This is a genomic window from Paenibacillus sp. FSL R5-0928 (genome assembly GCF_037970385.1).
In the GTDB taxonomy this organism is placed as follows: domain Bacteria; phylum Bacillota; class Bacilli; order Paenibacillales; family Paenibacillaceae; genus Paenibacillus_AQ; species Paenibacillus_AQ odorifer.
Genome location: NZ_CP150225.1, coordinates 4,314,792 through 4,328,109 on the forward strand (window position 1 = coordinate 4,314,792; position 13,318 = coordinate 4,328,109).

At 44.2% G+C, this 13,318-nt stretch carries 15 protein-coding genes; all 15 read right to left on the reverse strand.

What is annotated here, in order from left to right; translation table 11 throughout:
* Window positions 1-88: 88 nt before the first annotated feature.
* On the reverse strand, window positions 89-1,537 hold the full coding sequence (gene proS / locus MKZ16_RS19260; RefSeq protein WP_036688477.1) for a proline--tRNA ligase: 1,449 nt from the start codon (window positions 1,535-1,537) through the stop codon (window positions 89-91).
* A 25-nt stretch (window positions 1,538-1,562) separates the two neighbouring features.
* Window positions 1,563-2,837, reverse strand: coding sequence for an RIP metalloprotease RseP (gene rseP, locus MKZ16_RS19265; protein ID WP_036688480.1), 1,275 nt, complete (start codon window positions 2,835-2,837; stop codon window positions 1,563-1,565).
* Between the two features lie 247 nt (window positions 2,838-3,084).
* Entirely contained in the window at window positions 3,085-4,224 is a 1,140-nt protein-coding gene (locus tag MKZ16_RS19270) for a 1-deoxy-D-xylulose-5-phosphate reductoisomerase (RefSeq protein WP_076106343.1), read from the reverse strand.
* Between the two features lie 23 nt (window positions 4,225-4,247).
* On the reverse strand, window positions 4,248-5,051 hold the full coding sequence (locus MKZ16_RS19275) for a phosphatidate cytidylyltransferase (RefSeq protein WP_038571935.1): 804 nt from the start codon (window positions 5,049-5,051) through the stop codon (window positions 4,248-4,250).
* Between the two features lie 20 nt (window positions 5,052-5,071).
* Window positions 5,072-5,839 carry an isoprenyl transferase gene (locus MKZ16_RS19280; RefSeq protein WP_036688488.1) on the reverse strand — a complete coding sequence of 256 codons (768 nt, stop codon included), beginning with the start codon at window positions 5,837-5,839 and terminating at the stop codon, window positions 5,072-5,074.
* Window positions 5,840-5,917: 78 nt separating this feature from the next.
* Window positions 5,918-6,472, reverse strand: a complete 555-nt coding sequence (frr, locus tag MKZ16_RS19285) for a ribosome recycling factor (protein ID WP_036688489.1) — start codon at window positions 6,470-6,472, stop codon at window positions 5,918-5,920.
* Window positions 6,472-7,200: a UMP kinase gene (pyrH, locus tag MKZ16_RS19290; RefSeq protein WP_036688491.1), complete on the reverse strand. Its 729-nt coding sequence runs from the start codon at window positions 7,198-7,200 to the stop codon at window positions 6,472-6,474. The genes frr and pyrH overlap by 1 nt, the downstream gene beginning before the upstream one ends.
* 102 nt (window positions 7,201-7,302) lie before the next feature.
* Window positions 7,303-7,953 carry a translation elongation factor Ts gene (gene tsf, locus MKZ16_RS19295; protein WP_036688492.1) on the reverse strand — a complete coding sequence of 217 codons (651 nt, stop codon included), beginning with the start codon at window positions 7,951-7,953 and terminating at the stop codon, window positions 7,303-7,305.
* 132 nt (window positions 7,954-8,085) lie between these two features.
* Window positions 8,086-8,787, reverse strand: a complete 702-nt coding sequence (gene rpsB, locus MKZ16_RS19300; RefSeq protein ID WP_036688493.1) for a 30S ribosomal protein S2 — start codon at window positions 8,785-8,787, stop codon at window positions 8,086-8,088.
* A 161-nt stretch (window positions 8,788-8,948) separates the two neighbouring features.
* Window positions 8,949-9,605, reverse strand: a complete 657-nt coding sequence (locus MKZ16_RS19305) for an endolytic transglycosylase MltG (RefSeq protein WP_076106345.1) — start codon at window positions 9,603-9,605, stop codon at window positions 8,949-8,951.
* On the reverse strand, window positions 9,602-10,180 hold the full coding sequence (locus MKZ16_RS19310) for a hypothetical protein (protein ID WP_038571941.1): 579 nt from the start codon (window positions 10,178-10,180) through the stop codon (window positions 9,602-9,604). Before MKZ16_RS19310 ends, MKZ16_RS19305 begins: the two co-directional genes overlap by 4 nt.
* A gap of 49 nt (window positions 10,181-10,229) precedes the next feature.
* Window positions 10,230-10,544, reverse strand: a complete 315-nt coding sequence (locus tag MKZ16_RS19315) for a hypothetical protein (RefSeq protein WP_036688496.1) — start codon at window positions 10,542-10,544, stop codon at window positions 10,230-10,232.
* Between the two features lie 51 nt (window positions 10,545-10,595).
* Entirely contained in the window at window positions 10,596-11,999 is a 1,404-nt protein-coding gene (locus tag MKZ16_RS19320) for a FapA family protein (protein WP_076106347.1), read from the reverse strand.
* Window positions 12,000-12,028: 29 nt separating this feature from the next.
* A complete protein-coding gene (locus MKZ16_RS19325) occupies window positions 12,029-12,817 on the reverse strand; it encodes a FliA/WhiG family RNA polymerase sigma factor (RefSeq protein ID WP_036688498.1) in 789 nt (262 codons plus the stop codon).
* A gap of 90 nt (window positions 12,818-12,907) precedes the next feature.
* On the reverse strand, window positions 12,908-13,312 hold the full coding sequence (locus MKZ16_RS19330) for a hypothetical protein (RefSeq protein ID WP_036689092.1): 405 nt from the start codon (window positions 13,310-13,312) through the stop codon (window positions 12,908-12,910).
* Window positions 13,313-13,318: the final 6 nt, after the last annotated feature.

Below are 13,318 nucleotides of genomic sequence, written 5' to 3' on the forward strand. Positions count from 1 at the left end.
AAAAAGCATTGGGTTCTTACGGCCCGCCGACTCCTCTCTCCAGAAGCTAAATTAAAATACTACAAGACTGTTGATCGGTGCCTAAAGATTAATATGCCTTTGCAAAAACCACAGTATGCTTGGCTGGTTGGCCACAGCAAATGCAGACTTGCTTAGTCTCCGCTGGATCAAAAGGAATATTGCGGCTACCCGCACCTGTCTCTTCCTTAACTTTGGACTCGCATTCTTCGGAACCACACCATCCAGCTAGAGCAAATCCACGTTTTTCATCCATCGAAGCCTTCATTTCCTCCAAGGAATCCACAGAATAGAAGTGGTCCTCGCGGAATTTCAGGGCACGTTCGAACATTTCGTTGTGAACCTGTTCAAGCATTGTTTGAACCTCTTCTACGAGGTTTTCCTGTTGAATAACCTTCTTCTCACCGGTGACACGTGAGACGAGAACGCAGACGCCATTCTCCATGTCGCGTGGTCCAAGCTCCAAACGTACTGGCACTCCACGCATTTCATATTCATTAAACTTCCAGCCTGGAGTAACATCTGAACGATCATCCACACGTACACGAACGCCAGCATTCTTCAATTCCTTGAACAGCTCGTCCGTCCGCCCAATCACAGCTTCGCGGGTCTTAGGAGGTCCGATAGGAATCATAATAACTTGCGTTGGAGCTACCTTAGGCGGCAGAACAAGACCGCGGTCATCTCCATGTACCATAATCAAGGAGCCAATCAAGCGAGTGGTTGAGCCCCATGAAGTAGTGTGTACATACTCCAAATTATTGTCACGGCTTAAATATTGAATCTCAAAAGCTGTGGCAAACTTGGTGCCGAGGTAATGTGAAGTAGCAGCCTGAACAGCGCGTCCATCCTTCATCATCGCTTCAATAGAATACGTATCTACCGCACCGGCAAAACGCTCGGAAGGTGTCTTTTGTCCAGTAATAACCGGAATGGCAAGATAGGTCTCGACAAAATCACGGTAGTTATCCAGCATCCGCATAGTTTCTTCACGAGCTTCCGCTTCATTCTCATGCGCGGTATGCCCTTCTTGCCAAAGAAACTCAGTCGTGCGGATAAATGGTAATGTACGTTTCTCCCAACGAACCACGTTCGCCCATTGATTGATAAGTACAGGAAGGTCACGATAAGATTGAATCCATTTAGAGTACATGTGGCCGAACATGGTCTCTGAAGTAGGACGAACTGCGAGACGTTCCTCAAGTACGTCACCACCCGCTTCTGTTACCCATGGCAGCTCTGGATTAAAGCCTTCAATATGATCCTTTTCCTTCTGAAAGAAACTCTCTGGAATGAACACTGGAAAATAAGCGTTTCGATGCCCAGTTTCCTTGAGGCGACGGTTCATTTCCTCCTGAATATGCTCCCATATTTCATAGCCTTCTGGCTTAAATACAATACAGCCACGAACAGGAGAGTAATCCATCAAGTCTCCTTTTTTAATAACATCAATATACCAGCGTGAGAAATCCTCGCTTTGCGGCGTGATTTCCGTAACGAATTGTTTATCTTTAGCCATGTAATGGAATGCCTCCCGAAGAAAATTAGCCGCTGATCAAACGTAAAATATCATTATACGTAACAGCAATCATTAATAAAAATAGCAGTGCAAAACCTACAAAGTGAACCATGCCTTCATGACCCGGATCCACAGGTTTGCCACGCAGTGCCTCAACACCTAGGAATGCCAGACGGCTTCCATCGAGTGCCGGAATCGGCAAGAGGTTAAATATCCCCAGATATAGACTCAAAATAGCGGCCCAGTATGTAAGATACTGAATACCTTGTTGAGCAATTTGACCGGTTACCTCAAACGTACGAACCGGACCTCCAATATCATCCATATTGAATTTATTGATCAATTGTTTAAAGCCCAAAAAGATAGCTTCTGTCGTATCGACCATAGCTTTTCCTGAACCTGTTATCGTCTCGCCAAAACCAGCTTTACGAGTAGGTAGCTCAGGAGTGATGCCTATTTTACCGCCTTCTTGTCCTTCCATACTACGAGGAACTAGCTTAACGTTAAGGGTTTCTTCTCCCCGTTGCAGCGTCCAGTTCATTTCTTTACCTTTGGACTCCGAGGTCAAGCTAATCATTTTTTGGTAATCAGCACCGATTTTCTCACCATTGATGGAGACAATGATATCGCCCTTTTGGAGTCCTGCTTCTTGCGCCGGCATTCCTTCGGAGACGTCGCCAATCTTAACAAAAGTAGGATTTTCAACTTGAATCCCGACCATTTGCAAATGAATGGCGAAGAGTACAAAGGCTAACAGAAAGTTCATCACAGGACCCGCAACGATAGCCAACGCACGCTGACCCACGGTCTTGCTGCCGAATTGACGATCTTTAGGTGCAATTTGTGTCTGTTGCGTCCCTTTAATCATCATCGCTTGCGGATGAACATCATAAGTAGTAACTTCTCCGTCCACATCTAAGGTAATCTGCAATTTATCTTCGAGATCGGTACTCAGCGCCTCACCACGGATAACATTTCTACGGGTGTCTAGTGCATCCAGATAAATGTTTTTAACTTTATTGTCTTGTCCGAGCCTTACCGCAATGGTCTGTCCAGAACCAATCTCGACAATCTCAGGATCTTCACCAGCCATGCGGGCATAACCGCCAAAAGGCAGTAAGCGAAGAGTGAACTGAGTCTCATTCCGTTTATAAGAAAACAGTTTCGGACCGAAACCGATAGCAAATTCCCTCACGAGAATACCGGCGCGTTTGGCAAAATAATAGTGACCCCATTCGTGTACAGTCACAAGTACAAAAAACATGAGCACCGTTAAAAAAACGACCTGAACCATTTCCAAACGTATCATCCCCCTTTAGGTGTAAGACCGAAGTATGTCCTCTTAATTTATCATTATTCTCCGATCAGGCACAAGAGAATCAACTGTCCCAACCTATTTTTAGGGCAAAGTAAGTATTTCCAGTCAAGCAATAACGCCATCAGTGTTCCTTAAGGAGACGGTACGCGTTTACGCGAGAAATATAAGGATAATGTATAAAGTGAAACTTATACTTTCTTATATTTTTAAAAGGAGATCTTTCTACGTTCTACAGCGTAGCTGCCAGCTCTCGAACACGTCTATCACAGGATTCAATTTGTTCCAGATTCGGATTATGCTCGTTATTATGACGATCTAGCACTTCTCCGATAATCTCCTCAATACGCAGGAACGAGATCTCATGACTCAAGAATCGAGCAACTGCTATTTCGTTCGCAGCGTTGAAAGCAGTAGTCGCCGTTCCACCAGCTTTTCCGCAATCTATCGCTAGCTTCAGTGCAGGGTAACGTTCAAAGTCCATTTCACGGAAGGTCAAACGTCCTATCTCAGCTAACGACAAACGCTGTGCCGGAGATTCCCAACGATCTGGATAAGTAAGTGCATATTGAATCGGGACACGCATATCGGGATTGCCAAGCTGGGCAATAATACTGCTGTCACGGAATTCAACATAAGAGTGAATGATGCTCTCCGGGTGCAGCAGCACATTCACTTGTTCATACGGAAGACCGAATAACCAATGCGCTTCAATAACCTCTAAGCCCTTGTTCACCATTGTAGCAGAATCTATCGTTATTTTCGCGCCCATGCTCCAATTCGGATGACGAAGCGCATCTTCTACCGTCACATCCTTAAGCTGATCACGCGTAAAGTCACGGAATGAGCCGCCGGATGCTGTTAAAGTGATGTAGGCAATATCTGAGATATTCTCGCCATTGAGACATTGATAAATAGCTGAATGCTCACTATCAATCGGCAACAGCTTAACTCCCTTACGATTAGCAAGATCAGTGACCAAATGTCCGGCCGTTACTAATGTCTCCTTATTGGCGAGTCCAATATGTTTGCCGGCTTCAATTGCCGCTAGTGTTGATTGAAGCCCTACGCTTCCCATAACAGCCGTTACGACCATTTCGGCATCGCCGCCAGCCGCCACTTCAACAAGCCCTTCATTCCCGCTGTAAAGCTCTATACCAGAAGGTAGGCTGGATCTAATCTCATCTGCCAGCTCTTTCGTTGCCACTGAGACTCTACGCGGGTTAAAACGACGAACTTGTTCCAGTAATAATGCTGTATTTGTTCCGGCCGCCAAGCCATCTACTTCAAAAGAGTCTGGGTGCATTGCGATGACATCTAGAGTCTGAGTGCCGATCGAACCCGTCGAACCTAGAACACTTATTTTTTTCATAGTTATACTCTCTCTCCCTTCGTTTAATAGTAAGGCATAAGCATTACAATATGTACGAATGGAAATACGATAATCCAGCTGTCACATCGATCAAGAATACCGCCATGCCCTGGCAAAAGTGTACCTGAGTCTTTAATGCCATACGCACGTTTATAAGCTGACTGCACAAGATCTCCAAGCTGTCCTAATATCGCACAAGAAAGCCCAATAAGCAACGCTCGTCCTATCGTCAAGTGTTCAGGAGCAAGCAGCGCAAACACGATAGAAATAAGCATCGAGATCAGTACCCCGCCAACAGCACCTTCCACCGTTTTGTTAGGACTGATGGCCGGCCAGAGCTTGTTCTTGCCAAAGCTTCTGCCTACAAAATATGCCCCCGCATCACTGCCCCAAATGCAGAACAGGAGCAAAAAAGTCCAGAACAAACCATGTCCGTCATCCGATGCACGAGCCACGGCCATATAAGAGAAGCCCATTCCAATGTATACTATACCAGTAAACAGCAAGGCTGTTACTCGAATATCTAATTTATTTTTAGTAAAAACGGTGACCAGAAGGAACAATAACAGCAGAATCCAAATCCCTTGCTCCCAGGACAACGGCGCAGTAACACCAAGCAAATTCCATGGGATCATGAAGCTTAGAATAGCTGCGTAACCCAGAACAGTAGTACCGGAAAGCGTAGGAATACCTATCATTTTGACAAATTCATAAAAACCTATAAGAGCCATAGCAATAAGCAGAACCTGATACGGCCAGTTTCCCAGTACACATAACCCTAAAAATAATACTCCGGCAACAATTCCGGTAATCAATCGCTGCTTCAAAGGTTCCATCTCCTAACAAGCTACTTCAGTCCACCATAACGGCGTGTTCGTCGTTGATATTCAGCAACGGCCTGATGCAAATGCTCTTTGTCGAACTCAGGCCAGTACACATCAGTAAACCACAATTCACTATAGGCAATCTGCCATAACATAAAATTGCTAAGCCGAATTTCTCCACTTGTTCGTATCAACAAATCAGGATCGGGTAAACCAGCAGTTAATAGTCTGTTGTTAATCAACTCTGATGTAATTTCTTCTGGCGACAATATACCAGCTTGGATATCTTTCCCTAAACTGCGCATACAGCCTTCTATTTCATTGCGTCCACCATAGTTAAGAGCAAAATTTAAGATCAATCCAGTATTCTCTTTTGTTCGAGCTACCGCCTCTTCCATAGCCTTACGGGTATATGAAGGTAAAGCGTCAGCGTCACCCATCATGCGTACTTGAACATTCTTCTCGATTAGCTCATCAAGCTCAATCGCCAGAAACTCCCCAGGCAAACGCATCAAGTAATCGACTTCTTCTTTCGGGCGTATCCAGTTTTCTGTCGAGAACGCATACATCGTTAAGTATTTAATACCTAATTCGTCTGCAGCGATCGTAGCACGTTTGACAGCCTTCATGCCGTTTTGATGACCCATAACGCGCGGTAAGCCGCGCCGTTTAGCCCAGCGTCCATTACCATCCATAATCACAGCCACATGCCGGGGAATGTTATCCGGTGAAATCTCGACTGACTGTTGCCTGTCTTTACGGCTCAGCCACGCTTGAATCCGTTTGATCATTTCCGTTTCCTCCAAGCTCTTATCAGAAAGAGACAAACCCCACCATTAACGGAGGGGCCTTAAGTCTCTTGAATATCATTAAACTTCCATAATCTCTTTTTCTTTGGAGACAAGCACTTTGTCAACTTCGGCTATGAACTTATCCGTTGTTTTTTGAATGTCTTCCTGATGGCCACGGGACTCATCTTCAGAGATACCGTTTTTCTCCATCTTTTTAATATCATCGTTGGCATCACGGCGAATGTTGCGGATCGCTACTTTCGCTTCTTCACCAAACTTCTTAGTCAGCTTAACCAAGTCCGTCCGACGCTCTTCAGTCAGCGGAGGGATAGAAAGACGAATAATGGTGCCGTCATTGGCTGGCGTCAATCCGATATCGGATTTCATGATCGCCCGTTCAATATCAGACATCGATGTTTTGTCCCACGGCTGAATCAACAGTGTCCGGGAATCCGGAGTACTTATGTTGGCCAGCTGATTAATTGGAGTAGGTGCTCCGTAATATTCAACTTGAATACGATCGAGAAGCGATGTTGTTGCACGTCCTGCACGTAATGTTGCCAAGTCACGTTTCAGCGATGAAATCGCTTTGTCCATACGCTCTTCGGCATTTTTTTTGACCGATTGTGGCATTAATCTACACTCCCTTTAACAATCGTTCCGATCTTCTCACCGAGAACGACACGTTTGATATTGCCTTGTTCTGTAATGGCGAATACAATGAGCGGTATATTGTTATCCATGCATAAAGATGAAGCTGTTGAATCCATAACACCGAGGTTTTTATTCAGAACATCCATATAAGTAAGCTGTTCGAATTTCTCAGCTGTACTATCTTTGAACGGATCAGCAGAATATACTCCGTCAACCTTATTTTTCGCCATCAGAATAACTTCTGCTTCGATCTCTGCCGCTCTAAGTGCTGCAGTAGTATCTGTTGAGAAGAATGGGTTACCTGTGCCTGCTGCAAAAATAACAACCCGGCCCTTCTCCAAGTGGCGAATCGCACGACGACGAATATATGGTTCAGCAATTTGCTGCATCGAGATCGAAGTCTGCACTCTTGTTGGCACATCAATTTGCTCCAATGCGTCCTGAAGAGCAAGTGAGTTCATTACTGTTGCCAGCATGCCCATATAATCTGCAGTAGCGCGATCTATGCCGCTTGCGCTGCCCGCGATCCCGCGCCAAATGTTACCCCCGCCACAAACAATTGCAACCTGAACGCCAAGTTCTACAACTTCCTTGATCTGTTCAGCGATGGAAATAATCATGTCGGCATCAATACCATATCCGTTTTGTCCTGCCAAAGACTCTCCACTTACCTTAAGGACTACTCTCTTAAATACCGGCTGTTCCAAATGTATACCCTCACTTTCTGCAAAAGACGGAACACTACGTGTACGTGTTCCGCTCTTCTGATGCTTGCCTTTATTCAATTCTTCATATTTATGATGAAGCTATTATTGATTAACTTGTGCCATAACTTCTTCAACAAAGTTATCCACTTTCTTTTCCAAACCTTCGCCTAGTTCAAAACGAGCAAAACGACGGATCGAGATGTTTTCTCCGATGGTGCTGATTTTTTCATTCAACAATTGGGAGATTGTTTTGTCTGGGTCTTTAACGAAAGTTTGCTCAAGCAAGCAATATTCTTCGTAATATTTACCAATACGTCCTTCAACCATTTTTTCAATGATTTTCTCAGGCTTACCTTCGTTCAAAGCTTGAGCTTTCAGGATTTCTTTTTCTTTTTCAACATCTTCTTGTGGTACTTCTTCACGACGAACATAACGAGGGTTTGCTGCAGCGATTTGCATAGCGATATCGCGAGCAAATTCCTTGAAGGAATCTGTTTTACCAACAAAGTCAGTTTCGCAGTTGATTTCTACAAGTACACCAATGCGGCCGCCAGCGTGGATGTAAGATTCTACAACGCCTTCAGTAGCAATACGTCCTGCTTTGTTTGCTGCTGCGGACAGACCTTTTTCACGAAGCAATTCTGCTGCTTTAGTAATATCGTTATTAGCTTCTTCAAGCGCTTTTTTACAATCAAGCATACCAGCGCCTGTTCTTTCACGAAGTTCTTTTACTGCTTTTGCATCAACTGCCATTGTTTATTCCCTCCAGGTAATTGTCGTTTTCTTACATTATTCGAGGCCTTTATCCTAAAAAAAGGGCAGTGAGAGGTTATCCACCTGCCAACCACCCTTTTCATTTAAGTTCTTGTATGTGCTAGTCGCTACTTAAGCAGTAGTTGTGTCTTCGCCTTGGTGAGCTTCAACAACAGCGTCTGCCATTTTACCAGTCAACAATTTAACAGCGCGGATAGCGTCGTCGTTACCTGGAATTACGTAGTCGATTTCGTCTGGATCACAGTTAGTATCAACGATAGCTACGATTGGAATACCCAATTTGCGAGCTTCTGCAACTGCAATACGCTCTTTACGCGGGTCAATGATGAACAACGCGCTTGGAAGACCTTTCATGTTCTTGATACCGCCCAAGAATTTTTCAAGACGATCTTTCTCTTTGCGAAGAAGGATAACTTCTTTCTTAGGTAGTACTTCAAAAGTACCGTCTTCTTCCCAAGATTCCAATTTCTTCAAGCGATCAATACGCTTTTGGATAGTTTGGAAGTTAGTAAGCGTTCCGCCCAACCAACGTTGGTTAATGAAGAACATACCGGAACGTTCTGCTTCTTCTTTTACGGAATCTTGAGCTTGTTTCTTTGTTCCTACGAATAGGATTGTGCCGTTGTCACCAGCGACGCTTTTTACAAAGTTGTAAGCTTCCTCTACCTTTTTGACTGTTTTTTGCAAGTCAATAATGTAAATTCCGTTTCTTTCAGTGAAGATATAACGATCCATCTTTGGGTTCCAACGACGAGTCTGGTGACCGAAGTGTACCCCAGCTTCTAGAAGCTGTTTCATGGAGATTACTGCCATCTTCACACACCTCCTAAGTTTGGTTTATTGTGTGTCTCCTCCGCCATGCGTCATCTTTCAGCAAGACTTTCTTCTGAAGAAAGCACCCCTTGTCGAAATCAACCGGCGTGTGTTTTAACACCGTCAATTACTATACCATATTATCTCAGTGTATGCAACGATCACTTTAAAGTTATTAATTTCTCTATTATGGAGTCAATACTCTCTCCCTTATTAAAGCTATAAGAACCGGATTGAATTTTCGTATTAATCTTTCGTTTGTTTGCAGCCTCTAGAAAAGTAGACTTATCCTTAATGACGCCAGCCTTCGCTAAAATATCTGTTGTTGCGGTCAATGTGCTGCCAGATGGAATTCGAACAGAAACACTAGCATTTGCTGTGACTTTAGGCGTTACAGGTGCTACAGCGGTTGGAGCGGCACTAGCCTTTGGAGTGATCTTTGGCTGCTCAACCTTCCCGTCAGTAGGCGTAGATGGCTTGTTTGGCGCAATGGCTTTATCAGAGCTCTCAGGTACTGTAGGTGACACTACCGGCGTGGGGGAGGCTGCAGCAGCCGGCGCAGAGGGGCTGATGTTCTCCTTGCTTACTACTGTCGATCCCTCGGTCTCTGTGATTTCCTCTTTATTATCATTCTCAGCTTCCCCCGAGGCAGATTTTGCAGATTCATCGATGACTTTCATATTCAATTTTTCAGCACCCTGTAGAACTTGTTCTTTGGTAAGTGGAGCCGCTCCACCGGAGATCATTAACTGAAGTAATAAAGCGCCAGTAATTAGTCCTGTGCCTAGTCCGAACAAGAATGAACGGTTCTTAATCATACCGATTCCTCCTGTTTGGCAAGTTGCAGAATCAGTTGCACTTCCCCTCGCTGAAGTCCAGCCGTCTTGGCAATGGAGTCTATCGATTTGCCCTGCTCATGCAGTTCAAACAATCTTGGGTAACGTAATTTTATCGAACTAATAGGTTTCGCTTTCACATCTGGCGACACTGAACTCATCTCTGCTGGCAGAGACGTATCTTCGTTAACACCAACTTTAACCTTCGAACCTTGTTCAACCGTCACTGCAAGTTCTTTCAAACCCTTCTCTTCCTCGGCCACTCGTGCTTCTAGCTTTAAAGAGCTGTTCTGCAACTCTACCACTTGACTCTGTAATTCATTAACCTGTCCCTGCAGTAAATTATGATTAGTTTGCGATTGTTGTTTAATACTACTAACTAATTGTACCAGTTCCTCATTCTCGCGCTCTATGTCTGCCATATATAGCTCAAGCGCAGCCTCTGTTTCCTTGAGGCTTTGCTGATTAGCTTTTCCTTCCTTTACACGTGCGGGAAGTAAAAGGGCATAAAGAATAGCAGCGACACCTACTAGCACAATATAAACCCATGGTTGCAAGTGCCTTATCTCCTTTTACATTTCAGATGTAGATTCATGTGGATTCTTATTAAAGACTTAGATCAATGCGTTGGCCTTTGTAAGGATGCTCGGCATCACGGGTTGCAGGCGAGTTCGAGTGTTTATCTGAAGAAGAATTTCCACCTGAATGAGGATTGCCTTTTCCACCGCCATCCCGTAAAGCTGATTCAGAAGACTCATCCACTTCAGTGCTCCGCATGGCCAATTCCTGACTTTGTTTTACATTTTGCCCAGCCAATTGATGTTGGTCGATAGCAGGACGTTGCTGAGATTCATTCTGAAGCTTGCCCGCCTCCGTGGTGCGAGGCAAAGCAATTTGCAGTTCTACCGGTTTTAGGCTCATCTTAACCCTTCTCTCACAAGTAATGGCCGGCCGCAAATGCTGCCCGCCCGATTAATTGTACGGCGTTAAAGATATATCCCCATCACTGTAAATAAACACAACCCGCTCCGTAGCATCCTTAACAAATCGGGTATATCTGCCGATCATGATCTTTGAACCGCCATAAATGGTTTTGATAACCTCAACTCTCGCTCTACCTGTATCTTCTAACATTCTTTCTATCTCTAGCACTCGTTCTTTAATTCTTTTTTCTTCACGTTGATGGGATTGTTTAGTAGCATTTAATTTGACGCGAAGCGCCACTTTATCCGCAGGGAGCTGACCGTTAGTAGCCAATTGATTTAATAGATACAAAGCTTTAGAGGTTTTATCCTCGTTCTCCAGCAGCTGCCGCAACTCTTGACGAAGCTCGTTAATCTCATTTCTAAGCTCTGGAACCACGCCTACCTCAATCACAGTCGCAGTGGACATGGTGTTACCTATAGTTCGTGCTACAACTCTTTCTCCAGACTGAACGATTCCACCCACAATCAAACCTTTAGAGCCGTTACAGATAACATCTCTACCCGCACGTATATTGGAATGCATAATACTCTGAGAAACAATTACATCTTCCCCAGCGGTTACGTTTCCATCTTGAATAAAAGAAACCTTCACACTTTTCCCAGCAGTAACTTGGCCTTTGTTATATCCGATAATTCCACCAGTAATTTCAATGGAACCCCCAGAGATTAACTCTGCACCTTCAACGCCGCCTACAACCCGAATATCACCGGCAGACTTTACAGTGAAGCCTGAAAGGACATTCCCGCGTATGACGACTGTACCTACAAAATCAATATTTCCAGTGCTGTAATCCACATCACCATTCACTTCATATACAGGAAACACATTGATTTTCCCGTTATCAGTTAACGTTACCAGTCCATCAATCGCTGCATACATCGAAGTGCCGTCATTATCAATGAGTACATTTTTCCCGATTTTAAAATGAGCTTCCTTTCCAGCCTTGAAAGCAAGCTCATCACCAGTTACAGTCATCCCTAGCTTTCCAGGCTGGGCAGGGATAATTTTAGCTATTAACTTTCCTTTAAGCACATTACGAAGCCGGACCAAGTCCTTGTAGTCGACCTTACCATCCGCTTTCTCAAGCGGTTTGCGGTCCTCTTCCAGATCTACTGTAAGCATAACTCGTCCATCCGTGCCATGCACAGCAGGATAACCTGCAGCAATCGGAACTTTACTCCAAAAAAACTCCTCAGGATGACTACTAATACGTTCGACAACATCACTCTTGATACCGTAGCGAATATTGTGACTGTGCAGGAAGGCTTCCAGTTCTGTAGATGAGCAGGAAAAATTCTCATCCTTTTTGGAGAACTGCAAATACGCGATTCCTTTGTCCTCCGAAAAAGTTATACTCAAGTACTGATTCAAAGCATATTGACCGATCAAATTTTGCTCCCCCTTGTCACCGCTAACGGTTAATCGTTCTGCATAAGGAGATCACGGTTCTTCTCGAGCGTTCCCCTCAGCCGCAAAATAGCTTTGGAATGCAACTGCGAAATTCTTGAAGGAGATAACGACATGACCTCAGCAATCTCACTTAAAGATAAATCTTCATAATATAAAAGGGACACAACGGTCCTTTCTTTCACCGTTAATTTCTCAATACCTTTGGTGAGCGCTTCGCGCAAGTAGAATTCATTTACCTTGCTATCCGGATTCTTAGCTTTATCGTCCACCAGTATGGACATTCGGGTCTCTGATTCCTCTTCACGAATCGGGTCTTCCAGTGAGCAAAGTGACATCACAGCCACATCCTGCAACATATTTTGAAATTCCAGTTCACTAATATTAAGGTATTGGCTCATTTCCTCGTCACTAACTGACCTTAAGTGCTTCTGCTCCAGCTGCTGATAAGCGTCCTCGATTTTTTTAGCTTTTTCCCGAACGGATCTAGGTACCCAATCACTTTGGCGTAATGAATCTAATATCGCACCACGCACACGCCAGGACGCATAGGTCTGAAATTGCAATCCTCGTTTGTAGTCGAATTTCTCAATCGCATCAATTAGTCCCATAACCCCATTGCTGGCTAAATCATCTTTGGATACATTTTTTGGTAATCCCACAGCCAAACGACTGGATACATAATCAACAATATGGAGATAACTCTCTATCAGCTTCTTTTTGGCTTCAGGGTCTCTGTGTTCTTTCCACTGTTCCCATAGCTCGTCAGTTTCCAATTGAGAAGCTTTACGCTCGTTCAATAGCTTTCACCCTTCCCAAAGTTTAGTCAGCGAGCATTCGCGGCGAAATGTACCTTCCAATAAGATCACCGATTCCGCCTCAGCCCTCACTTATTCTTCTTTCAGGTGACGAACGGCCTTGGCCAATTCTTCAGGATCCTTCATCGAAACTAGCTTAGGAGGTGTAAGAGGCTTAAATCCCTCGCTATTCTCGTTTCCTTGTCCTGGCTTCGGTTTTAGTAGATTGATTAATTCTTCATCCTCATTAGGGGTGCTGATGTCCAGCTTCGCCCCAAGTTCTTCACCGCCAGTGTCCACTTCATCCGGAGGCGATGTTTGAATCATAATAAAACCCAATACCCATCTTAAGAGAAAAGCAAGCAGAAACCAGATGATAAATGCAATTAGGCTTCTTAATAAACTAGTACCCAATACATTGTTACTGTAGGTTACAAAAAAGGTAAATATGAAACCTACCAAACCCGACACCAAGTTTATCAAAATGTTTCCAATCATATTCAT